Here is a 23,437-nt window from a genome sequence, read left to right on the forward strand (position 1 = left end):
AATCAGCCCGAAATCGTGAAAATCACCGTAATATCCCAGGGATGTCGGGGGTGTTTTTGTCTCACGCGAAGGCTGTTGGGGCTCACGCGAAGGCGCGAGGTATTTTTTCTCACGCGAAGGCGCGAAGGCGCGAAGGCGCGAGGCATTTTTTCTCACGCGAAGGCGCGAAAGTTCTGTGGCCCACGGCTTGCCGTGGGCTCTTTTTTTCTCACGCGAAGGCGCGAAGGCGCGAGGCATTTTTTCTCACGCGAAGGCGCGAAAGTTCTGTGGCCCACGGCTTGCCGTGGGCTCTTTTTTTTCTCACGCGAAGGCGCGAAAGCGCGAAATTGTAGGGGCGGACCTGCGTGTCCACCCTCTGCTGGCGTCGTGTCGAAAATAGTTTACTGATCAGTTTGTTTGAGTTTGTCCAGCTGTCGCAAAAACAATTTCCTGCTCCATAAGGCAAGCGAGGGTTGTTCGGCCACACGCACGAAACGACGGACATCTTCTACGGCTTGTTTCCAGTTCATGGAGTTGATTTTCAGTTCCAGCTCATGTAGTAGCCACGCCTTGTCAACCGCGATGGCTTGGCCTTGCCACGGGCCCATTTGATTGATAGCCGAAGTCAAGAAGACATAATTGATGCCGGTGTGATTGCCGGTGTACCAGATAAAATCGTACCAGTCCCGTCCCTTGATATACTCACGGCAGAGCAAGGCATGAAGTTTTCCAGCAAACAAGCTGGGCCTATCCTGAACCGCGACCGCTGAAACAAACGGGAAGTCCAGATATTTTAACTCATGACCACTACCCGCTGGCGGGTTGGTGTCCACCTCCAGTTTGATGCTTATTTTCGCCATCAAGCCGCTTTGGTTGGGGTGGCGCAGGTCGATCACTTTGCCGAGAGAATTGTCCTTTAGGAATGCTTTTTTAACTGTTGCATCGGCCTTGTCGCGGTCGCTGATTTCAATGTTATAGCCGTAAGCCGCCAGTTCATCGGTCAGATGTTTGATATGGTCTTGCAAGTGGAAATCAGCAGTGGCCTCTTTCAGAATAAAATCCATGTCCTCCGAAAAACGATTCAGCGCATAGAAGATACGCAGGCAGGTTCCGCCCTGGAACAACGCATGTTTGAAAAAGTCACCTCGGCCAAGAGCGGCCAGCACCACTTCCTGGGTAATCTCGCGAATGGCCTGTTGTTCTTCAACATCCGTTTTGCAGTTATAGTTCGCTAGGCGCTGTTGGATCATTTGCACGCTCATGATTTCACCCCATCAAGCCAGCCGTTCAGAAAACGCTTTACCCGGCCATTGCTGTAATTGTCCAATAACGCTTGGAGTTCTGCGGTCGTCACGCGGGCCAGTTCATCCTCGTCGATTCGCAGGCTGCCGATGGGTTCGTTAATACCCGTCCAGTGCAACTGGTGAACGTAGAGATAGTCAACCAGCGCTTTTGCGGGCGAAGCCATGAAAAAAACATTGCCGTTGTCATCGTTGTAGCGCTGAACGCCATGGAAGAACGTGTGCTGTGGAACACGCTGGTAACTGAATACACCCAGCGGCGTCGCGAATTCCTTGCTGTTGCCAAAGCTCGCGCAGGTGCATGCGTAGACCGCCTCTGGGATCCAGCCGTGGTGACTGAGGGCGGTTTCCATGCTGATGTAACTGGGGCCGTAAATCCGCTGGGCTAAACTGTAAACGCTAACCGGCTTTTTCTGGTATTCCGGGGCCAGGCAGTACAGGCCACGGCGGATATTCAAAATCTCCCCGGCAGCTATCGCCCGCTTGATCAGCCCGTGACGACTGAAGTCCGTTCCTTCAAGCAAAGCGGCTACGTCCGGTTGCGTAAATACCCCCGTTGGCGCTTTGAAAAATTGTTTTGTCAGTTTGTTCATGCCTTTGTTCTTAGCAGAAATGGTCACAAAGTGACTACTCCTGTAAAGAATACTATGGTTTTAGCAAGAAGTCAATATAATTATCGGAAATAGTCGAGATGTGACTACTTCTGCGAAATACTGCCGTGCGGTTCATGGCACATGTGTTGCTTGGCAGTCCAGTCGGGTTGACGAGACGCCCGGGGGCTTTTGCCTCACGCGAAGGCGCGAAGACGCGAATCTGTAGGGGCGGACCTATGTGTCCGCCCTTTTTTTTCTCACGCGAAGGCGCGAGGCCGCGAAGAAGACAAAGACAAGGATGAATGGCGGCTTGTCTTGCCGCTGCGCGGCAATTCACGCCGCCGTCCCGGCGGCACTTGTTGGGGCCAACCACTGCCGTGTGTTTACGGCGGTGCATTATTCAGCGGATGGCGCGGGTTGTTCGGCGACGACGACGGCGGTATCGGGCGCCTTGCCGGAGTAGACGGCCAGGTAGTGGGTGTTGCCGATGGTGGTGGCGTTGGCGTTGCCGGCGTCGAAGGTGACCGCGCTGCCCAGGGCGACGGCTGCGGACATGGGCCAGCCGAGGGGATTGGCGATGACGTCGTCGGGTTTGACGACGCGGCGGCGGAGGACGCCGCGGCCGCGTTCGTAGTAGTAGTTGCTCAGCAGGCCGGTTTTGGCGTCGAAGACCAGGCTCGGGGTTGAGGCGAGGACATCGCCGATGTTGGTCTGAGTGCGTGTCCAGGTCGCGCCGTAGTCGGTGGACAGCATTTGGAATTGTGCGCGCGTCGTGGTGGTGCCGCCTGTTTCCGTGCGGGCGATGGCGAAGATTTTGCCATCGCCGAGGTACACGGCGGCGGGCTCGGTGGGCCATTGCGCCTTGGGCAGATCGGCCTCGATGGTGGTTTGCGTCCAAGTCGCGCCATTGTCGGTGCTGACGATCTTTCCCCAGTGATGGCAGGGGCCGTCGTTGCGGTAGTCGCCCGCGAACCACAGGGCCATGAGCCCGACGGTGGGGACCGCGAAGACGTCGGTGATCTGCATGGGCATTGGGTCGAGTTTCGGGGTTGAAATGCGCTCGAAGGTGACGCCGTCGGTGCTGCGGTAGAGATCGTGGTGCCAGTCTGGGCCGATGCAGCGCACCCACAGCAGCATGGCGCCGTCGTTGTCGAGGCCCTTGCCGATGGCCACTTCGCCGTAGCGCGGGGTGTTGGCGATGACGGTCTCGGGCGTCCAGGTCTTGCCCCGGTCCGTGGAGGTGCGTGCGTAGACGGCGCGGGCGTCTTCGCCGATGCTGTGTCCCGAGCCGCGGCTGTAAACGCAGACCAGCTTGTCGCCGATGGCCTGGATCATCGGCCACGAGTTGTAGCCGCTGACGTCCTGTACGACGCGGGTCGCGGGCAGGGCCTTTAGGGGCGTGATTTTGACCATGGCCAGGCCGGTGGGGCGGGTGAACGTGTCGGCGGGATCGCCGGGCTCGCGTTGAATGCGCAGGTAGAGCGGCGCATTCGCGTCCACGGGATAGTACGATTCCAGGACGATGCTGCGGGTGTGGAACGGCGCGGCGGGCAGCGCGCTGCGCACGGGTGTGCCGACAACTTGGCGCGTCGGGTAGGGCTCGCCAGGCACCAGTTGCGAGAGAATGACCCGATAGACGTCTTCGTAGGCGGCACTGGTCTCTTTGTCCGTCGTGGTGACGACAATCTCGACTCTGACGGCCGCGCAGCCGGCGGGGAGGCTGGGCACGAGTCCGCAGACAGACTGGCCGACCGTGCCGCCCGACAAGGACCACACTGGCAGGTGCGTGGAGCCGCTCGTCATATTTACCAGCGACGGCTGGCCCGTCGCGATCGTCAGCTGATTCGCAGTCAGGTAGATCGCCGGGGCGTCCAGCTCGCAGGAGCTGCCCGGTGCCTGGCTCGGCGCTTCTGCGGCGCCCGCGCCGGCGCCGGCGAGCAGCGCTAGGTGCAGGAAGGTGATGGGCATGACGCCTTGGCCGAGGGCGCTGAGTGAACTGGCCAGGGCGCCCTTGCTGAACGCTGATCCGGCGGGGTGGGTGACGGACATGGTTGGCTCCTTGATATTGGAAGGGGAAAAGACTACATAATGCGCTTGCGTGCAGGCCGAGACTGACAGCGCTGTGACCGCGTCGGTGGGTAATTTACTACTGCGAACGGCCTCTCACGACATCATTTTTTGAGATCGCGTAGGAGGGCGTTGCCATGCTCGATGATAGCCTCAGCGACACCCGCCCGGTATTTGGAGCTACGGGCTTCGTAACCGCCCTCGTCGTAGGCATCCCGAGTTGGGTAATATGCTTCGGAGCCGTTGGCACAGCAGCAGTACAGCGTCATCGCGAAGGGCGATGCGGCCTTGACGCTGCGGCCAATCTCAGTGAAGGGCTCGCCGGGGGCGCCCGTAATGGCAATGTCGCCGAAGGCCAGCGCGCAGAGGTGGAGCGGGAGTTCGTCCGGGCCGTGCTCCAGGCGTTTGCGCGTGTAGGCCTCAGCCACGAGGGTCGTCACGCCCATGCCGGTTTCCGGAATATCGGCGTCGCGTCCCGCTTCGTGCAGGGCGATGATCGCCTCCGCCTTCCGCACCAGCTCCGCACTGACGCGGCTGGACGGCACGTTAATCGTGCGCTGCGCAAAGACGACCTTGTCGCCCGCGATCGCTGCGGTCTTGCCATAGACCTGCAAGACGGCGCCGGCAATGCTCCGGCCCATGTGCTTGGAGTGCTCGTAACCACCATTGCTGTCCCAGGTGGGGGCATTGACGTTGATGTGGTTCGTGTCGCCTTGGGCGCCGTTGAAATACACGCAATGGACATTGTCCAGAACGCGTTCAAGTGAGGTGCGGACAAAGCCCGGGAAGTCTGCGGAGAAGAGGGTGCCGCCGATCACATCGGGGTGGACCTGGAAATTCACCAGCAGTATCTCGGGAGCGTTTTCACGGGTAATGCGGACTAGCTGCACGGTTTCGTCGGGCATCCCGATGGGCGCGGCGATGTTTTGGTTACGCCGGCCTGGGTTCGTGCGCGTCGTGCCGTCTTTCATGCGGAAACGCCGGATGAAGGCAATGTCCTTCAGGGTGTTGCGGGCGATGCCGACAGTTGCCGGCTTCAGGTCTGCGACTGCAAGCGTCGCCGCGTCTGCCACCCGGCGGAAAAGCATCTCGTTGTAGAGGGGGTCCTTCTGGTACAAACTGTCGTAAACCACCGGTCCCGTATGCGTATGGGTGCAAGCCACGAACACTGCTTCGCGTGGAAGACCCGTGCGTTGGGCAACCGTGTCGCGGCAGATATCGCATTCTGCCTGGTTGATGCCGATAATGTCGAGGACGAGGGTGACGGCGGTATGTTCACCGTCACTATACGCGACGGCATTCACGTAGAGCGGATCACGGATGCCGCTCGCGCGGCGTTCGCTGTAGTAGCCTTGCATGAAGATACCGAAGGGAGGCGTGATGTCGAGTCGTGCGAAACCTGCTGAGAGCATCGTTGTTCCTTTCACTGCTTTCAATAGCGGACCTGGCCTTTTGGGCTGGTAGTGACCGATGGGCGCTCACAGTGCGCCTGGCCTTCTCACTGTGCCAGTGTGAGAAGATAGCGCCCCGTTTGCTGGGCGACGTGCAAATAAGTGGGCAGGAGGGCGTCCGGGATTGACCCGTACACGAATTCGTAGATGAAATTGCCGGGGTAGGCGCTGTCATGCAGATAGCGCATGTGCGCTTCCCAGTCGATGCCACCGAAAAATGGTGGCAGATGGAGGTCTTTGTTGTAGTAGTTGTCGTGGACATGCGTGCAGAACAAGCGCGGGCCGACCTGCTGCAGCGCCGCGAGCTGGCCATCGCCGTAGGTGCAGCGGGCGTGGCCGAAGTCCCAGCAGCAGCCGACCGCCGGATCATCGAAGCGGTCAAGCACCGCCAGCACTTCCTCGATGGTCGAGGTATAGCGCGAGCGTCCGTTGACTTGCGGGCCAAAGCCGTCCTCGAAGAGATTTTCTACGGCAATGCGAATGCCGTGCTGCTTGGCCAAGTCCACAATGGGCGCGAGGGTGTCGTAGGTGGCGTTGAGGATCTCCGCTTGGTCAAAGCGATCCGTGACCCGGTATTCGTCGGCGTGGACAACCAGGAATTGCGCGCCGAGAATCGCCGCTGCGCGCACGGCGCGCGGGGCAATCTGGGCAAAACGCCCCGCACCATCTTGCTGATAGCGGAAAAAGGGACAGTGTGATTGATGAACTACCAGTCCCTGCCGGTCGATTTCCTCGCGGCGCTGCTGGGCCACGTGTTCCCAGTCGTCACCGAGTTCGCTGAGGTAGTCTAGCTGGATGAAACCGGCATCGCGACAGAGTCGCAGTGCCTCCGCAAAAGACCGCCCCTGGGGATTCCCGCGTTGTTTCCGTACATAGCCGGGGTTGATGCCGAGTTCCATGCCGTTCCTCCACACTATTTTTTGGGAGACGATGCGATGATGGATGCGCCGCCGGAGATCATCCGTACGGGGTGTATTTCTTACCCATCAATGTTGTTGGGGTGGCAGAAAATTCGTGTAATAGGGCAGCAGATAAAGCGGAATATTGATCAAGCCGTCGTCCGCGCGTAAATTTTGCATGGAAAAACGTAACGCCACTGCCGGGCGATATTTTTCTCGGTAGACTTTCAAACTACGAGCTCGGACATTCAAACCGGACTTCGCTTCCACCGGAAGTATTTCGGCTCCCTCCTGCATGACGAAATCGACTTCCGCCATATTGCCGCTGGTCCAGTAAAACAAATTTTTCTTTCCCAGCGTCAGTAGTTGTTGTTGAACAAAGTTTTCAATCAATCGTCCCCGGTATTCGCTGAAAATGTCTGCGTTCAGCATTACGCTAGTCGCTGGGATGTCGGCTAGGCGACGCAGTAAGCCAGTGTCGGCCAGATAGAGTTTGAAACTTTTCCGATCTTCATATGCTGCCAGGGGGATGTGCGGTTTTTCGATTCGGTTCAGTTTGTTGACTAGTCCGGCTTCTTGCAGCCAACGCAGCGCATCTTCCAACTCACGTGCTCGCGCACTGGGTTTGACTTCCCCGTAGATGAACTTGGCATTCTCCCGAGCCAACTGCAAAGGAATTGATTTCCACAGCAGAAAAAGTTTTGCGATGTCCGCTGCTGGCGCATGTTTGGAAAAGTCCAACTCATAGGCGTTGAGAATATCGTCCTGTATTTTTTCCGCCGCCGCAATATCCTGGCTGGCAGCATAAGCACTCAGCACTTCAGGCATTCCGCCCAGCGTGATGTACAACCGCAAATATTTTTCAAATTGATCTGCAATAGCTTGAGTGAGCGGAACAACTTCATGCAGTGAGCGGGCATACTGGGCCAGTTGCGGGTCTGCCGCGCGAAGATATTCATCAAACGAACAGGGGTGCAATTCCAGAAAGTTGACTTTGCCGACAGGGAATCCGACTTGAGCTGACAACGTTATGCCAAGCAGGGAGCCGGCGGCAACGATGGCATATTCCGGCTTCTCCTCGCAGAAGTACTTCAAGGAATTCAGCGCGCGGGCTGATGCCTGAACTTCGTCAAAAATAATTAATGTCTTTTTGGGGGTGATCTTTGTCCGTTCCAACAGAGCGAGTTCCATGAGGATACGATTGGGATCAATGTCCTTAGCAAAGACAGACTGAAGCCGCTCATTCCGTTCAAAATTGAAATATGCCGTATTTTGAAAATGGCGTTTCCCGAACTCCTGAAGCAGCCATGTTTTGCCGCATTGTCGTACCCCGCGCAAGATCAGCGGCTTGCGCATGGCGGCATTCTTCCATGCCAGTAGTTGCGTCATCAAATTGCGTTCGATCATACAGTTCCTCCAAGTGTTCATTTGTGCTTAATGTGTCACTTGGCGCCCACAAGTCAACGAATTATCTATCGAAAACGTGATTATTTACACGTTTTTCATGGATGTTATGTTTTTTCGCCCGCAAAATCCTTGCCATGCCGGTTGCGGCGATGACGCTTCCAGCCTGAAAGCCACCGTGGCATTGCGTGATACGAGGAGATATGGGGTCATCCCATGTAGAGGACGTATGGCTTGGGGATATTGCCGGTGATGAAATAATAGATGACGCCGATCAGGCTTGGCGTCATGGCGCCGAGGATTTCACCGGCGATGATGCCGATCATGAGTGGTTTCATGCGGCTGTAGAGTTGGCTGTTGCCGTATTTGAGAACGATCAGTTTGACGATCCAGCCAAGGATGAACGAGAAGCAGAACAGGGTGATATTGGGCGAAATTCGCCGCCCGTCGGCTTGTTTTTCAGCAGCGTTTGCGGACAGTTTTCCGGAGGTGATCGGGGTGACATCAATTTGGTAGATGGCGCGGCGGCCTTCGTGGGTCGAGTCGAAGCAGACTTTGCTGCTGTGGCGGTTCCAGCGGGTATGGAGATCGCAACGCGAAGAGGTATTCATATCCGTGATGGATGTGAAGGCACCGATTTGCCGGCAGCGCCCGGAGGCCAGTTCGTAGAGAAAAAGCGGCTGCGTGGCGTTTTCCACGGGGTAGCGGTCGGTGAGCAGCCAGCGACGATCCGGCGAGTAGTTGCAATGGCCGTCGGACAAGAAGTTGTCCTCGCCAATCTTGTGCATGTCGCCAGTGATGATATCGACCAGGTAATAGCCGTAGATGCCGCGCTGTGGCGCCTCCAGCCATACCGCCAGACGGGCGTCGTCGAAAAACGAGAAATGAGAGATTTTCGCATCTTCGATGGGAATGGCCACGTCATTGCCTAGGCAGTCCATGGACAGCATTCGGGAGAAAAATCCTGTATGGCCGGCCTTGGGTCCGCCGGATGCCCAGCGGTGCAGGACCACGAAGCGCGTTCCGGCCGGCGAGTAGGTGAAGTGGTTGAACCAGGTCTTGGCTTCCGGCCCGGGGAGGACCTTGCCGACGTGGAGGGCGTCGGCAAGCGAGAAAATCAGTCGTTTGTCACCCGTGGCCAAATTGCCGAGGTAAATACCGTCTTTTTCCGGCGCCAGTTCGTCGCCGAAGGGGTCGGCGAGTTCGGCATAGCCGTAGCCGGGGCGGCTGGCGTGCACGCGTTCAAAATTGCCGGTGACGACGTCGCGGCCGTTGGGCGCGATGTCATAGGACGCGAAGCCGATGACGTCTTCGGCGCCGGTGGTCAGCGAGTGAATGACGGTGACAAAGCGTCCATCCCGGCGGTCATTGAAGACCAGGGTGTCGTTTTCCCTTCCCGGCAGCCAGCGGAGCATGCAGCCCTGCTGCCAGTTCCAGGCCCGGGTTGCGGCTATGGGGCTGAAGCGGCACTTGTCGGCGGTGTCAATGACGCCGATTTGCAGTACGTCGTCGGCGCCGGGATCGTGGTCCATGAAGGAGCTTCTCTGGGCGAGAACAAAGCGCTCGTCGGAGTTCCATGGGCATTTGTCATAGTAGCCGAAGAAATAGTGGTAATCGTCGTCCGGGGTGATCCGTTGCACGGGGAGCACGCAGTTTTCCATTGAGGTGCCATCTTCCTGACCAGCAGGGGCCTTATTGAGCTTGGGTATCCAGCGCTTTGTCCACCACCATGATGCCATTGGGGTTGACGGGGATGCCGGTCAGTCGTCGTTGGTCGCCGTGAGTGGTCGCCTGTAGCAGGCGCAATTCCCGGCCAGTGGCCAGATCAAGGACCGCGGCTTGTGCTGGCAGGGCGTCGGCGGGGCCGGTAAGCGTGATCTCGCCGCTGAAATCCGGCAATTCGCCGAGTGGTTTTGACCAGAGCACCAGCACGGCGCCGCCGGTGGCCGGATCACGGAATGGGTGCAGGATCGGCTGGCAGGCCGCCAGCGGGTAGTTCAGCTTGACGCCCGTCGGTACGCTTTGGCCTTTGGGGACGATGACGAACAGCCGCGACGGCGAGCGACGCTCTTCCAGGTTCCACTGGCCAATGCGCTCGGGGGTATCTTCCCATTCGCCCTGGGGCAGCTCGCGTTCGCCGTCAAGTACGCGCAGTTGCGCGGGTTCGATCGTGCTTTCCAGGTCGAGAAAGTAGCGGTCAACATGTTGAGTTTTGGTGTTGAGCATGGATGATCGCCAGTGCAGATCACGGGGATGATAGTCGACAAGTGGGATGTCAGTGACGGCGACCGTCGTGGTCGTGGCTTCGAGGCGTTTGTCGAACCAGTCTCTTGCCCGCCGCCAGGCTTGTGCCAACGGCGTCTGCTTGTCGCTGAGCGCCAGGGCGACGCGTTGCCAATATTCCGGCCGGCCCAGGCCGAAGCGGTCGCTGATATACTGCTGCGTGAGATCTTCCGGCGAGGCAAAATCACGTGTCAACGGTGGCTCTGAGGTGAGGGGGAGACTGTCCTGATCGGCCAGAATGAAGCTGTAGTCCGTGAGAGGCAGGTTTTCCAACACGGCCCAGTCGCCGTCTCGGCGGATGGTGGCGGTGCGGACGGCGCCGTCCATGAGGTCGACATAGACTGGTTTGGCTAGCTGTTCGGGCGTGCAGCGCACCCGTATGGTACAGCTGTCCAGAACCCCGGCGGGGCCTGGTCGCGAATCCAACCACCAGGAGATGAAGAGCTTCTCGCCGCGCACAAAGGGCAGCACGCGGGCTTTGACGGCGGTGGACGTGCCGCTGGTGGTGACTGCGAGCGACTGGATGTCGAGAGGCTGGGCGGTCGTCGTGGTCAGCACGACACGCGCGGCATGCGCAGTATTAGGCCGGAATTCCGGCGGATAGCGGCGGCATAGGGACGTCATGCCGTCGGGTGCGGCTCGCAGCGGCGTTTCGTCGCCGATTGCTTCGAGCACTTTCCCGGCGGCATCGAGCCAGATCAGCCGGGCGTCAATGGTCTCCGCATTGCTTTTCACCGTGGCTGATAGATCGACGTTCTGCCGCGGCGGTATGGGGATGGACGGGCTTTCCCAACGTGACGCAACCGCAAACGGTTTGGGGGTGTAGAGCGACTGTCTGCTTTGTTGGTGATCGTCAATGGCAACGGGCACGGCGCTTGGTTTCAGGCTGTCGTCCAAAATGGCCGCCACATTGCGGATGGCGCAGTATTTGATAGTGGGAGTGCCATCCGCCCGGAGCAGCGCTCCCGGGTGTTCCATCTCCGGCGTCGCTTTTAGTGTCTGCCAGAAACTGACCGGGATGCCCAGAGTGCGTTCGTAAAGAAAACGGCGGCCGATGTGCCGTGCTTCTTCATAATCGGAGATGCCGCTTTCGGCGCGATCAACCCCGCCTACGGCCTGTACTTCGGTTTGCCAGACGACCAGTTTCGGATTCACACTTTCGATCAGTTTTCTGAACTCGGCCAGCGCATCGGCGTGGTCGACACGCGCGCTGGCATACTCGGGGCGCCAGCGGGGCGAGTGGATGCCAATGACGTCCACCCAGTCGCCCAGGCCGGTGCTCAGCATGCCTTGCGCAAAATCCATGTCGTAGCCGACTAGGCCGCCACTGATGATGGTCAGACTGGGATCGACACTGCGGATCACTTGGGCGTAGGCGATGACCGTCTGGCCAAATTCAATGGGGTTGGGTACGGGCTTCCAGAATTTACCGATATTGGGTTCGTTGCCAATTTCCCACACCCGGAGGTCGCTGTGCAAGGCCGTTACTATTTTTTTCAGCTGCGCCAGGCGTTGCGCCAACTCGTCGCCAGTGGGCAGGTGGGTGATGGGCACGTGAGCGAGAAGCTGAAATTTGTGCCGAAGCAGCTCCGCGCGTATTTTTTTGGCATGTGGAGAGTCCACGTCCAGCGGCATGCGGGCGGCCCATTTGACGCCGGCGGCTGCGAGGCGATCAATATGCGCGGTGGTCAATTCACCTATCTGGAGATTTGCGCCGACCATGGATGGGCCGACGTCCTCCGTGCGGCGTGACGCGAGATAGCTGAAGGGCTGGTCAAAAACGAATGCCGTCTGCGGCGTTGCCGCTGTCGGGGCAGCCAGTGGCTCGGTCAGCTCCACGCGGTCCACGGCAAAGGCGTAGTCGTGGCTTGCGTCGCAGCGAATACCTACTTTGACCACCCGGGCCAGGTTCGGGTTTTCGTGCCGGAAGACGGACGGGTCCCGGGAAATATCCACCGTGAAGCGTTGCCAGTCGTTGCCTTTGATCGTCCCGAGCTCCCAGAACATCTGTCGGCCGCGCTCATCGACGGCCTTGGCGTACATCTGTCGTGTTCGCCCGCCGTCGCCGCGCAGCCAGAGGGTCAGATGCCTGTGCTGCGACCAGTCCCACACGCCGTCCGGACAGGTTTTGGTCAGCCAGTAGAAGTGGCTCTCGGCGGCTTTGTCGGTGACCAGTAGGGCCTTTTTCCCCTCGGCCGCATCATCGCTGAGGCTGAGCGTGCTTTGGCCGGTGCCGGTGATATTGCCCTCCGCAACCCAGTTCAGGCTTTGTTCGAAGTCGTCCAGGAGCAGATTGGCGTGGGCAATGCCCGCGAGTAGACAGGTGCTGAGAATGCTGCGAACAATCGTTTTCATGCTACGGCCTTTCATTGCTCGTTGGGGGTTATTTCGAGTAAGGGAGCCAGAAGGCGGTGCTGGCGCCTCCCTGATTCATGGGCGTTAGGTACCGTCTCCCGCAGGAAAAAGAACCGCGTAGGCCTTTTCCCGTCGGCGATGAGAACCCATCCACGACGATATCATTGCGTCGGCTGGGGTATCCAGTGCTTGTTGTATGGTGCTGCCCGCATGCTTTCCACATGGCCGTCGATAAACTGCGCGTTGAACGAATTCATGTGCCAATCACCCAGGTAATAAGCGGAACCGCCGGTCGCATAGGCCTTGTCGACATGGAATCTTTCCCACATATTCAAGGTTTGGCAATCAACCGCCTGTATCGTCTGGCTGGGTTTGGTAAAAGCCGAAATCAATCGCGCGTCCTTGGTATAGAGGCCCGTCGATGAGTAGAGTTTGATTTGCCCCACTGTGTTCTGGTGGCAACCGTAAGAGAACGTCATTGGGCTGGGTGTCCCTGTCGGCCGGTTGGACGTTGTCGTGAACGATTTTGAAGGACAGACATAGGCCTTGTAATCGCCGACAAACGGCGCCAACAGATCCTGGAAGCGGTAGAATTGTGATGTCTGTCCCTCGGGATGGTATTGACTGACGCATACAAAGCCGTCGTAGGTGTCGCTATACATGGTGGCCGCTGTGCCTATCTGCTTCAAATTGCTGGTGCAGGATATGGCGCGGGCCTTTTCTCTGGCCTTGCTCAGTGCTGGCAAGAGCATGGCCGCCAGAATGGCGATGATCGCGATAACCACCAGCAGTTCAATCAAGGTGAAGGCGCGCTGCGGGGACTTGGAGCTCAATGCTTTGTTCGTCATGACCCTACTCCTCTTCGTTCGCACAACAACAACCACAGGACTCGCGATAATACGTCTCAAAAGGCAAGTGGACTGCAACGGCTGGAGATTGATGATTGTGGCCCAGGCGGGCCTCCAGCAGCTTCATCATCGCTCCCGCGACCCGTTCCGAGGCAACGCCGGCGGTCGTTAGCGCGGGGTTGAAAAAAGAAGAAATCTGGTGGTTGTCTATTCCCGCGACGGCGATGTCCTCGGGTACGCTGTAGCCGCATTGGCGCAAGCCATTCATGACCCCGATCGCGGTAATGTCGTTGTGGCAGAGTATCGCTTGCGGCTTGCTCTCGTGCTGCAACAGATCGCCGATGGCGTCTCGCGCCGTTTGCATGTCCTGCGCGGGCAACAGAAATAAACGCTTGGCGCTTTCCAAACCCGCCGCTTGCATGGCCGCAAAATAACCGCGTTGGCGGATGGTGTTACGGTCTACTCCGAGATACCAGATGTTGCGAAATCCGTGCTTGCGGATGAAGTGCTCAGTCAGTTTTCGCGCCATGGCGACATAGTCGATGCAGAGGCAGTCGACACAAACGCTTGTGGCATTGCTGAAGGTGACAACCGCAATGTCCTGCTTGAGCGCGGCTTCCAGAGCCGGCCAGAAGTCCTTCTTCTCAACCACACCGGTAATTTTGCCGATGATCAACCCGTCCACTTGCCGCCCCGCCATGTCGCGGATTCGCGAACTGAGCTCGTCCTCGTCTTGATAACCACTGACCAGTAGCTGATACCCCGACGCATGCACCTGCCGGCGCAATGCCTCTATCAACTCGCTGCGAACCGGATTGCTCAACTCAGTGGCGATGAGACCGATGGTCTGAGTGCGCTTCTGTACCAGGCCCTTGGCCATCATGTTCGGTGAATAACCCAGGCGAGTCGCCGTCGCACGTATCAATACCTTGGTCTCTATGCTGATCCGCGGATGGTCGCTCAAAGCACGACTCACCGTCGTGTAGCTCTTTCCCGATTCCCGCGCTATGTCGATGATGGTTACGCGCGCCATAGGTGACTATCCTCTGTAGGGTGGCATTTGCGCAAACGTTTGCGCGGGGGGCTCCTAAAAAACGCGCAAACGTTTGCGCGAATGCCATATGATAATTTGTGGCGGTGATTTGTCAAATTTATTTTTGGGGTGGGGGAGGGATTTTTTGGCGTAATCGGTCAGTAACCACCCCGGTGGGGAAAACACTGGGGTGGTTACTGACCGATTACTTACCTTGTTTTGTAGCGGTTTACCGTTTTTTGCTTTTGTTTTATCGGACGCTATACTATCTCATAGTTAGAATAAATGACAATAAAGGACAAAAAGATGACTGATAATAATGAAATACAGTTATTGACCCCGATGGACGTGATGAAGAATATGGCGAACAAGGCACGGCAGTTGCGTCTTGCCCTGAATATGCCGCAGGTGGAGCTGGCTCGTCGGGTCGGTGTGGCGGTCGGCACAGTCAAACGTTTTGAGAATACGGGCGCGATTCAGTTTAAACACCTGTTGCAAATCGCTCTGGTGCTGGGACGGCTGGACGATTTTGAATCGGTTTTGCGTCAAGATGTTTTGCCAAAATCCCTCTTTGGTTTGAAAGAGCCTCAAAAACGCCAACGCGCGAGATCAAAATGAAACTCAACGTTTTTTTGCATGCTTACGGACGCCGTTGTCAGGTCGGGTTGCTGTATGAGGAGAACAGTCGGATTTTCTTTGAATACGCGCCGGATTTTCTCGCGAGCGGTATTGAGCTTTCCCCTTTCAAACTGCCCTTGCGTCCCGGTGTGTTTGAGGATGGCAAATATACCTTTGACGGCTTATACGGACTTTTCAATGATAGCCTGCCGGATGGCTGGGGCTGCCTGTTGTTGGATCGCAAACTTCGGAAACAAGGTATGCGGTATGATGCGATTACGCCCCTGCACCGACTTTCGCTGATCGGGCATAATCCCATGGGCGCATTGGAATATGAACCGGCGGATGCCGGTGATGACACCATATTGCCGGTGGAGCTGGATTCGCTTTCTGGTGAAGTCGAAAACATCCTTGACGGCAAAGATTCCGAAGTTCTTGATGAACTGCTCAAACTCAACGGTTCATCGGGCGGCGCGCGACCGAAGATTACGGCGTATGTGTCGCAGGACCGCAAACATATCATCCACGGCGGTGCGGTCTGTCCGTCAGGATTCACACCATGGATCATTAAATTCACCGAGAAGCGGGACGGCAATGGTTTTGGCGAACTGGAGTATCGTTATTCACTGGCCGCAAAGATGGCTGGGATTGTGATGCCGGCAACGCACCTCTTTCCGTCGCGACTTGGGAAAGGGTACTTTGGCGTCGAACGTTTCGACCGTACTCCGGAAGGGAAAGTGCACGTTCACACCGCTTGCGGATTGCTCCATGCCTCGCATCGTTACAGTTGTCTTGATTACGAAAATCTGTTAAAGCTGACAACGATTCTGGTCAAAGATCGGCCGCAGGTCGAACAGATGGTCTTGCGGATGATTTTCAACGTCAAAAGTGGAAATCGGGACGATCACAGTAAAAACTTCTCGTTCCTGCTGGACGACAAATCCCACTGGCAGCTTGCACCGGCTTATGATCTCACGCCATCCGCAGGGATCAATGGCGAGCAGACTGCGATGGTAAACGGCAAAGGCCGTGGCATTACCGACGCCGATCTTATCGTCGCGGCGCAAACCGCAGACATTGTCGCCAAGGAGCTCCGCCTCATGCTGGACCGGGTCAACGCCGCAATTGCCCATTATCGGCTATGTTGAACCAGTAAAGTTGTTAATAACACGGCATCGACATGGGTTGAACCGTCCAGCTGCCAAAGTTAATTTTTATGCGGCACCTTCATTTCCGCTACAACATGCATTGCCCCAATGTTCGAGGCTCGTTCAGAATGGATTGCCTTGAATAGTGCTTATTTCCCCCATGCCGCGCACAGGGCCTTTTCTTGCGGCGGTCAGCTTGCTTAGGGAAAGAGTCGTCCGGTGTTTTGGGCAAAAAAACAGAACGGCGGCCGTTGGAAACAACGGTCGCCGTTCGTGTTATTGGTAGCGGGGGCAGGATTTGAACCTGCGGCCTTCAGGTTATGAGCCTGACGAGCTACCGGGCTGCTCCACCCCGCATCATTGAGCATTGACAACGAGGATTAAGATACCGTAGAGGGGGGATTTTGCAAGCGCGAACTGTCAAAAAAGTTGAAGATTTTCCCGACTTGTCCGGTTTTTACGTTACGGTCATGGCTGTGGGTGGGGACCTGACGTCCTGAGTGGGTGACTTGTCAGGCCTGAAATTTTTCACGGAGGGCCCAGAGGCCGAGGGCGGGGTTGGAGATATAGAAGATTTTTTCGCCATTGGGGAGGGTATTGAAGCCGTCCTTGAGGGTATTTGGGTCGTAGCGTTGCATCATGGTGTCGAGGTCGGCGACGTCGAAGCCGGCGGCGACGAGGTCTTCTTTGGGCATATTTGGTCCTGGGCAGTAGGTGATGCGGAAGCGTCCTTCGCTGGAGCCGTGGATGAGGTGTGCGGCGGCGCCGAGGTTTTGGCGCAGGTCTTCGTTTTCGGCGACGGCTTTAAGGGTGGCGGGTGTGCCGTGGTAGCCGTATTTGCGGATGACGCGGTCATTTTGCGGGTCTTCGCCGAACTGCTTGAGTGCGGGGGCGAGGATGATGAGGTCGCCGTCGTCGGCGATCATCATGCGGGTGCGGTAGATGGCCTTGTTGCCCAGCCAGGTGCTTTTGAATTCTTCGGGGTCGAGGTAGACGACGGCTTTTTTGACGGGTTCGTCCATGAGGTCGAGATTGACTTGCTGGGAGAGTTTGACGCCCATGGCGAAAGTCTCGTCGTCATCGCCAATGAAGAGCCCGCGCATGTCCATGCGCTTGGTTTCCTGGTTTTTGGCCATGACGGTGAGGACGTAGAGGATGGGCAGGTCGCCCAGGAAGGTCTTGCAGCCGTAGTTGAAGAGTTTGCGCACGGGCGTGTCGTTGACGCCCATGATCTTCTCCATATTGCAGGACGCGCCGATGAAGTGCGATTTGTTGATCATGTCCGAACCGCCGACGCCGACCATGATGTTCTTGGTGTAGTTGGCCATGCCGACGACTTCGTGGGGGACGATTTGGCCCACGGAGAGAATGAGGTCGTAGCCCTGGAAGAGGATTTTGTTGCACTGGACCTGCACGCTGTAGTCCAGTTTGCCTTCCGACCACTCTTTGATGAGCGAGCCGGGGACTTCGCCGAGGGTGACGACGTCGTTGCGCCAGTCGTGGACGATGAAGCGGTCGAGGGGAATGTCCGCACCGAACATGGTTTTGATCTCGTGTTCAGTCATGGCGAAGTGCGTGCCCAGCGCGGGAATGATGTCCACCTGCGCCGTGGGGCTCAGCAGCTTGTAGAGCATGTTGGTGAGCGGGCCGGCATTGGAGTTCAGGCGGGTGAAATCCGGCGGGATGATGAGCACTTTCTTCAGCGGGCGGTCGATTTGCGCCAGGGCGTTGCGGAGCATGGCGAGCTTTTCGGCGTCGCTGATGGCAAGGGTGGTGCCGGCTTTATGGGCGTAGGTCGTCATGGGGCGTTCCTTGTTGTTGGGTGGGAACCACGAATAGAAATCGGTGGGAACCACGAATGGACACGAATGGACACGAATAAATGCAAATGGGCACGAATAACTCTGTGGCGGACTGGCGTCCGCCACAGGGGGGGGAAGGTTGGCAAGAGCGGGTGGGAACCACGAAGGGAAATCGGTGGGAACCACGAAGGAACACGAATGAACACGAATGGACACGAATAAATGCGAATGTTTTTTTGGCGTAATAACGTAATGTCGCGACAGGCGCTGGCAAGGCCGCCGGTAGATGATGGCCAATTCAAGATAGTGATTGGAAGAGGGCGCGCATGGTGTCGCTGTGGGTGCGCAAGGAATAGCGGGTGGCGTGGGCGCGTGCAGAGGCAGCAGCAGCGGCGCGCGCGGGAGCGTCGTCGACCCACTGCGCCAGCGCGGTGGCGATGGCGGCGGGATCGGGTGCACAGAGTGTGGCGGCGGGGCAGTCGGCGAGGACTTCGGAGTGGCCGGCGCCGGTGCAGGCCACGACGGGTTTGCCGAGGGCGAGTGCTTCGATGAGGGTGCGGCCGAAGGGTTCGGCAGTGGCCATTGCGGCCAGGACGTCGGTAGCGGCAATCCACGGGAGCGCCGGGCCGGGGGCGGTGACGAAGAGCACGACGTCGTCCAGGCCCTGGCGTGTGCAGTGTCGGCGGAGTTCCGCGAGGAGCGTTTCGCCTTGGCGGTCACGGGCGCGGCCACGAATGATCGCGCGCAGGGCTGGGCGGTTTTGCCGCAGCAAGGCGATGGCGTCAAGAAACAACCGGTGGTTCTTCCAGGCGATGAAATCGGCGGCGATGGTCACCACGATGGCGTCCGCCGGGAAAGGCGTTATTGCCGGGGGCGTGGCGGCGATGGCAGCGAGATCGAAGCCGTTGGGGATTACGCAGAGGCGCCCGGGCGGCAGCAGCGACCATTTTTGGGCGACGGCCCCGGATATGGCCACGACCTGCGGCGATAAACGGCGCGCAAGCACGCCGGCGAGGCCTGCTGGTGCTTGCAGATCGCGGTCATGGATGACAACGGCCGCGTTGCGGATGAGGCGTGGACTCAGCAGCATGGCGGCGCGCAGGCCATTGGCGTGGATGATCGTCGGAGCAAAATCCGCTACGGCCGCAGCGATGATGCTGGTGCAGGCACGACGGTCGCGGACGAATTGCCAGAGGCCGCTGGCGTTTGCCGGCCAGTGTCGCGCGCGGATGGCGTGGACAGGCAGGCCGCGCTGTTGGGCGTCGTCAAGGAGACCGCCGGGCGCGTGGTCGGCGGCGACGAGTTGCATAGCGACGCCCTGGTCATGTAGGGCCTGGATCAGCGTGCGCAGGCTTTCTTGGGCGCCGCCGTGGAAAGGCGCGCTGTCCAGGAACAAAATGCGCATAGTGCGGTCAGGCATGGCGTGTTTCGGGGTGGCCGGCTGGCGTTGCGGGGTGACGGGCAGGAGGATGGTGGCATCGTGGGGCATTGCGGATGAGCTTCCGTGCAATGACTGCGGCTGTATTATAGTATGTTCACGCCGCATGACCAGCAAAGAGAGCGGCCGGCGATTTTCCTGATGCGCAACTGACAACACGCGATAGGCCGGCAGCGGTCGTGCGACGCTCTGACGCATGAAATAATCATGGCCGTGGGAAGACATTATGCCAGACAAGCCATTTATTGTCCATTCGGAATACCAGCCGGCGGGTGACCAGCCGCAAGCGATTGACGCGTTGGCGCGCGGTATTGAGCGCGGTGACCGCTATCAGACCCTGCTGGGCGTGACGGGGTCAGGCAAGACCTTCACGCTGGCCAACATGATTGCCAAAGTACAGCGGCCGACGCTGGTGGTGTCCCACAACAAGACCCTGGCGGCGCAGCTCTACAGTGAGCTCAAGAGCTTCTTCCCCGAGAACGCCGTCGAGTACTTTGTCAGTTACTACGACTATTACCAGCCCGAGGCGTACATTCCGCAGACGGACACCTACATCGCCAAAGACAGCGCCATCAATGACGGCCTGGAGCGCCTGCGGCTGGCGGCAACGGGCGCGCTGCTTGAACGCCGGGATGTGATCGTCGTGGCCAGCGTGTCCTGCCTGTACGGCTTGGGCTCGCCGGAAGACTTTTCTGACATGCGCGCGAAGGTACTCGTCAGCCAGGATTTGTCCCGCGACGAACTGCTGCGCAAGCTGGTGGAGATCCAGTACACGCGCAACGACATCGCCCCGGAGCGCGGGCAATTTCGCGCGGCCGGCGACACCCTGGAGATTTATCCGTCGCACCGCGAGGACTTCCTGCGGGTGGAGTTTTGGGGCGACACTGTCGAGCGAGTGACGCGGCATGACCCGACCACGCGCAAGATGACCGAGGACCTGCAGGAAGCGATTATCTTTCCGGCCAAGCACTTCGTCCTGCCGCAGGAGCGCGTCAAAGCCGCCGAGGCGAGCATCCTGCAGGAATTGGACGAACAGGTCGCCAAATTCGAGCGTGAGAATCACCTGGTCGAGGCACAGCGCATCCACCAGCGCACGACCTACGATATGGAAATGCTCAAGGAAATCGGCTACTGCTCGGGTATCGAGAACTACTCGCGGCATCTCACCGGCCGCGCGCCGGGTTCACGGCCCTACACGCTGGTGGATTATTTCCCCGATGATTTCGTGACGATCATCGACGAATCGCATGCGACGCTGCCGCAGGTGCAGGCGATGGCGCGCGCTGATCGCAACCGCAAGCAGACGCTGGTGGACAACGGCTTTCGCCTGCCGTCGGCGCTGGACAATCGCCCGCTTACCTTCGAGGAGTTCTCGGACTTGCAGCACAACATCGTGTTTGTGTCGGCGACGCCGAGCGATTACGAGATGAGCCTGACCACGCCGGTGGAGCAGGTCGTGCGACCGACTGGCCTGCTCGACCCCGAGGTCGAAGTGCGCCCGCTGGCTGACCAGGTCGATGACGTCATTGAAGAAATACGCCTGCGCGCCGCCCGCAATGAGCGCGTGCTGGTGACGACGCTGACCAAGCGCATGGCCGAAGATCTATCGGATTATCTGCGCAAACTCGACGTCCGCAGCCGCTATCTGCATTCCGATCTGGACGCCATTGAGCGTGTGGATATCCTGCGCAGCCTGCGTGCTGGCGAATTCGACTGCCTGGTGGGCATCAATCTGCTGCGCGAGGGCCTGGATTTGCCTGAGGTGTCGCTGGTGGCCGTCTTGGATGCGGACAAGGAGGGCTTTCTGCGCTCGGAGCGCTCGCTGATCCAGACGGCGGGCCGCGCTGCCCGTAACGAAGGCGGCAAGGTCATTCTCTACGCCGACAAAATTACCGACAGCATGCAGCGGATGATCACGCTGACGCAGGATCGGCGCGAAAAACAAAAGGCCTACAACGCCGAAAATGGCATTACGCCCACGACGATCCGGCGCAATATCCAGACCAGCCTGCGCATTTACGAAGAAGCCGAACGGACGGTCGCCGACACGATCGGCGAGGAAGAGAGCGTCTACGACGTGCTGGAGACCATCCGCCAGCTCGAACAGGAAATGCAGGAGGCCGCCGCAACGCTGGAATTCGAGCGCGCCGCGATGCTCCGCGATCAAATCATCAAATTGAAGAAGAAATAAGCGCCGCGTAGCGCACCGTGGAAAGGACTGTAATGGCCTATCAGGATCAGGTATGGGCTGCCGGGTTGGTAGCGAAAGTCGAGGCGAAAGTACGGGAATTACTGGCGGAGAGTCCGTCCTGTCATGACTGGGATCACACCCAGCGCGTGTGGCGGACGGCGCGGCACTTGGCCGAGCTGGAATCGGCGGATATGCTACTGGTCGAGGTCGCCGCGCTGATGCACGACATTGGCCGCGTCGCCGAATTACGCGACCAGGGACGGACCTGCCATGCGCGGCTGGGCGCCGTCATGACGCCGGAGGTCCTCGCCGGCCTAGGCGTCAGCTGCCATGCCTTCATTGACGCCGTTGCCGAATGCGTGCGCAGCCATCGCTACCGCCAGCGCGATGGCGTCGGTCCGCAGAGCCTCGAGGCCAAAATCGTCTATGACGCGGATAAATTGGACAGCATGGGCGCGATCGGCATCGGCCGGTCTTTTCATTTTGCCGGCCGCGTCGGCGCACGCGTACACAATCGCGAGGAAGAGGCTCTCAATTCCGCCAGCTATAGCGTGGAGGACTCGGCCTACCGGGAATACTTGGTGAAGTTGCGCTATTTGCGCGACTGCATTCTCACGCCCAGCGGCCGGGCTCTCGCCGAACGCCGGCATCAGTTCATGGTGGATTTTTTCGACGAGATCAACCGCGAAGTGCGTGGCGAGGACCTGGCGACGTGATTGCGCCCAGCGCGGCGCGCAATCGCGAAGCCGCAGTGATTGGAGAGGCACGATGGCAAAACCACGCGTAGGCATTAGCGCTTGTCTGCTTGGGCGGAATACGCGCTATGACGGTCGCGCCAAAGGCGCGCCGGAGCTTATCGCCGCCCTGGCGCCCGACGTGGAGTGGGTGCCACTCTGCCCGGAAACCGATGCCGGCCTGGGCGTGCCGCGGCCGCCCATGGACCTCTATCGGCTGGCCGACGGCCGTATCGCCGCTATCACCCCCGAGGGGCATGACTGCACGCCGCAACTCGACGCGTGGATCGCGGCGACGCTGCCCGCGCTGCGTCGCGGTGGTCTCGATGGCGCCATACTGAAAGCCCGCAGCCCCAGCTGCGCCATCGGCACCGCGCTACTGCATGACGGGGTGCCAGGACAGAACGGCAATCCCGGGTTGGCTACTTACAGCGCCAGCGCCGGCGAGGGCGCGCCAAAATCGGTCGGCGGGACTGCCTCCGATGGCGCCTCGGCGCCTGGCGTGTTTTGCGACGGGCTATTTGCGGCGGCGCTTAAGCGCGACATCCCCGAGCTGTCCTTGGCAGAGGACGAAGACCTGCGCAGCGCGGCGCAACGGGAGCTGTTTCTGGCGCGTCTGCGCGTCCATCAGCGCCTGCGTCGCGACCGCCGTTGGCTGCTGGTGATCTTGGCGCTGTTGTTGGCGCTGCTGGCGTTTATGCTCTCCAGTCCGGCTTTATCGCGCTATTTGCCGCCCTGTCCACTGCATTATTTGAGTCATGGTCGCCTGACCTGTCCCGGCTGCGGCTTTACGCGCGGTTGGCAAGCGCTGCTTGCGGGTGACTGGCGCGGTGCCGGCGTGTATCATCCCTTCGCGTTTCGGCTGTTGCCGTTGCTGGCCCTGGTGGCGCTTGGGCATGGGCTGCTTTGCCGTTGGCAGCGCCGGCGCTGGCCGTGGTCGCAGTGGCTGTGGACAGCTTTGGGCGCCTGGCTTGCCGCCTGGCTGCTGACCTTGCGGGGCTAAAAGGGGGCGAGCTACAATGTTATCGGTCAGTGTACACCCCGGTGGGGAAAACACCGGGGACAATTTGCAGGAAACCCACGGCCAGTCGCCGTCCAGCCATTACCCATAGGTGGCTAACCAGGCAGCGGATTTCATGGGAGCAATGCTCTTCACATAGCATGCGGCAATCGCCGGCGATGAGTTGATTGGTAACCATGCACAAGATCATTCGCCGAGGTTTTGAGCACCGAAGGTGCGCCCTAAGATAGCCCAGGGCAAGCGGCGCCGAAGGCGCGCGCCGCCCTGGGCTA

The 23,437-nt window shown here is 58.9% G+C and carries 18 protein-coding genes and 1 tRNA gene; 5 read left to right on the plus strand and 14 right to left on the minus strand.

Annotated features, from left to right (window positions below; all coding sequences use genetic code 11):
• Positions 1-380 precede the first annotated feature (380 nt).
• The 10 genes from J3R75_RS11540 to J3R75_RS11585 form a co-directional block, all read right to left on the minus strand.
• Positions 381-1,241, minus strand: a complete 861-nt coding sequence (locus tag J3R75_RS11540; protein WP_307261692.1) for a nucleotidyl transferase AbiEii/AbiGii toxin family protein — start codon at positions 1,239-1,241, stop codon at positions 381-383.
• Positions 1,238-1,873, minus strand: a complete 636-nt coding sequence (locus tag J3R75_RS11545) for a type IV toxin-antitoxin system AbiEi family antitoxin domain-containing protein (protein ID WP_307261694.1) — start codon at positions 1,871-1,873, stop codon at positions 1,238-1,240. Before J3R75_RS11545 ends, J3R75_RS11540 begins: the two co-directional genes overlap by 4 nt.
• A 396-nt stretch (positions 1,874-2,269) precedes the next feature.
• Positions 2,270-3,922, minus strand: coding sequence for a sialidase family protein (locus J3R75_RS11550; RefSeq protein ID WP_307261696.1), 1,653 nt, complete (start codon positions 3,920-3,922; stop codon positions 2,270-2,272).
• 122 nt (positions 3,923-4,044) lie between these two features.
• A complete protein-coding gene (locus J3R75_RS11555) occupies positions 4,045-5,352 on the minus strand; it encodes a hypothetical protein (RefSeq protein WP_307261698.1) in 1,308 nt (435 codons plus the stop codon).
• A gap of 86 nt (positions 5,353-5,438) precedes the next feature.
• Complete coding sequence (locus J3R75_RS11560) at positions 5,439-6,290, minus strand: sugar phosphate isomerase/epimerase family protein (RefSeq protein ID WP_307261700.1); 852 nt, start codon at positions 6,288-6,290, stop codon at positions 5,439-5,441.
• 87 nt (positions 6,291-6,377) lie between these two features.
• Positions 6,378-7,697, minus strand: a complete 1,320-nt coding sequence (locus J3R75_RS11565; RefSeq protein WP_307261702.1) for an ATP-binding protein — start codon at positions 7,695-7,697, stop codon at positions 6,378-6,380.
• A 206-nt stretch (positions 7,698-7,903) separates the two neighbouring features.
• Complete coding sequence (locus J3R75_RS11570) at positions 7,904-9,355, minus strand: DUF6785 family protein (RefSeq protein WP_307261704.1); 1,452 nt, start codon at positions 9,353-9,355, stop codon at positions 7,904-7,906.
• Between the two features lie 31 nt (positions 9,356-9,386).
• Positions 9,387-12,332, minus strand: coding sequence for a CIA30 family protein (locus tag J3R75_RS11575; RefSeq protein ID WP_307261706.1), 2,946 nt, complete (start codon positions 12,330-12,332; stop codon positions 9,387-9,389).
• Positions 12,333-12,493: 161 nt separating this feature from the next.
• Positions 12,494-13,180 (minus strand): type II secretion system protein, encoded by a 687-nt coding sequence (locus J3R75_RS11580; RefSeq protein ID WP_307261708.1) that lies wholly within the window; start codon positions 13,178-13,180, stop codon positions 12,494-12,496.
• Positions 13,181-13,184: 4 nt separating this feature from the next.
• Positions 13,185-14,213, minus strand: a complete 1,029-nt coding sequence (locus J3R75_RS11585) for a LacI family DNA-binding transcriptional regulator (protein WP_307261709.1) — start codon at positions 14,211-14,213, stop codon at positions 13,185-13,187.
• Positions 14,214-14,519: 306 nt separating this feature from the next.
• Between J3R75_RS11585 and J3R75_RS11590 the strand changes: the two genes are divergently transcribed.
• Positions 14,520-14,831 carry a helix-turn-helix transcriptional regulator gene (locus J3R75_RS11590; RefSeq protein ID WP_307261711.1) on the plus strand — a complete coding sequence of 104 codons (312 nt, stop codon included), beginning with the start codon at positions 14,520-14,522 and terminating at the stop codon, positions 14,829-14,831.
• Positions 14,828-15,979, plus strand: coding sequence for a type II toxin-antitoxin system HipA family toxin (locus J3R75_RS11595; RefSeq protein ID WP_307261713.1), 1,152 nt, complete (start codon positions 14,828-14,830; stop codon positions 15,977-15,979). The genes J3R75_RS11590 and J3R75_RS11595 overlap by 4 nt, the downstream gene beginning before the upstream one ends.
• A 280-nt stretch (positions 15,980-16,259) precedes the next feature.
• Here J3R75_RS11595 and J3R75_RS11600 read toward each other — a convergent pair.
• From J3R75_RS11600 to J3R75_RS11610, 3 genes are all read right to left on the minus strand, one after another.
• Positions 16,260-16,336: transfer RNA gene (locus J3R75_RS11600), tRNA-Met, on the minus strand.
• A gap of 155 nt (positions 16,337-16,491) precedes the next feature.
• On the minus strand, positions 16,492-17,781 hold the full coding sequence (locus tag J3R75_RS11605) for a nickel-dependent putative hexonate epimerase (RefSeq protein WP_307261715.1): 1,290 nt from the start codon (positions 17,779-17,781) through the stop codon (positions 16,492-16,494).
• 298 nt (positions 17,782-18,079) lie between these two features.
• Positions 18,080-19,270: a glycosyltransferase family 4 protein gene (locus J3R75_RS11610; RefSeq protein ID WP_307261716.1), complete on the minus strand. Its 1,191-nt coding sequence runs from the start codon at positions 19,268-19,270 to the stop codon at positions 18,080-18,082.
• A 175-nt stretch (positions 19,271-19,445) separates the two neighbouring features.
• Here J3R75_RS11610 and uvrB point away from each other — a divergent pair, with 175 nt between their 5' ends.
• From uvrB to J3R75_RS11625, 3 genes are read left to right on the plus strand one after another with little or no spacing between them, the layout of a single operon-like run.
• Positions 19,446-21,410, plus strand: a complete 1,965-nt coding sequence (uvrB, locus tag J3R75_RS11615; protein ID WP_307261718.1) for an excinuclease ABC subunit UvrB — start codon at positions 19,446-19,448, stop codon at positions 21,408-21,410.
• Between the two features lie 32 nt (positions 21,411-21,442).
• The gene (locus J3R75_RS11620; RefSeq protein WP_307261720.1) at positions 21,443-22,126 is read left to right on the plus strand and encodes an HD domain-containing protein; all 684 of its coding nucleotides are present in this window, start codon (positions 21,443-21,445) and stop codon (positions 22,124-22,126) included.
• A 52-nt stretch (positions 22,127-22,178) separates the two neighbouring features.
• On the plus strand, positions 22,179-23,147 hold the full coding sequence (locus J3R75_RS11625; protein ID WP_307261722.1) for a 2-thiouracil desulfurase family protein: 969 nt from the start codon (positions 22,179-22,181) through the stop codon (positions 23,145-23,147).
• Between the two features lie 19 nt (positions 23,148-23,166).
• Here the strand turns inward: J3R75_RS11625 and J3R75_RS11630 are convergent, their stop codons facing one another.
• Positions 23,167-23,343, minus strand: coding sequence for a hypothetical protein (locus J3R75_RS11630; protein ID WP_307261724.1), 177 nt, complete (start codon positions 23,341-23,343; stop codon positions 23,167-23,169).
• Positions 23,344-23,437: the final 94 nt, after the last annotated feature.

The organism is Oligosphaera ethanolica (assembly GCF_030814695.1).
Taxonomy (GTDB): domain Bacteria; phylum Verrucomicrobiota; class Lentisphaeria; order Oligosphaerales; family Oligosphaeraceae; genus Oligosphaera; species Oligosphaera ethanolica.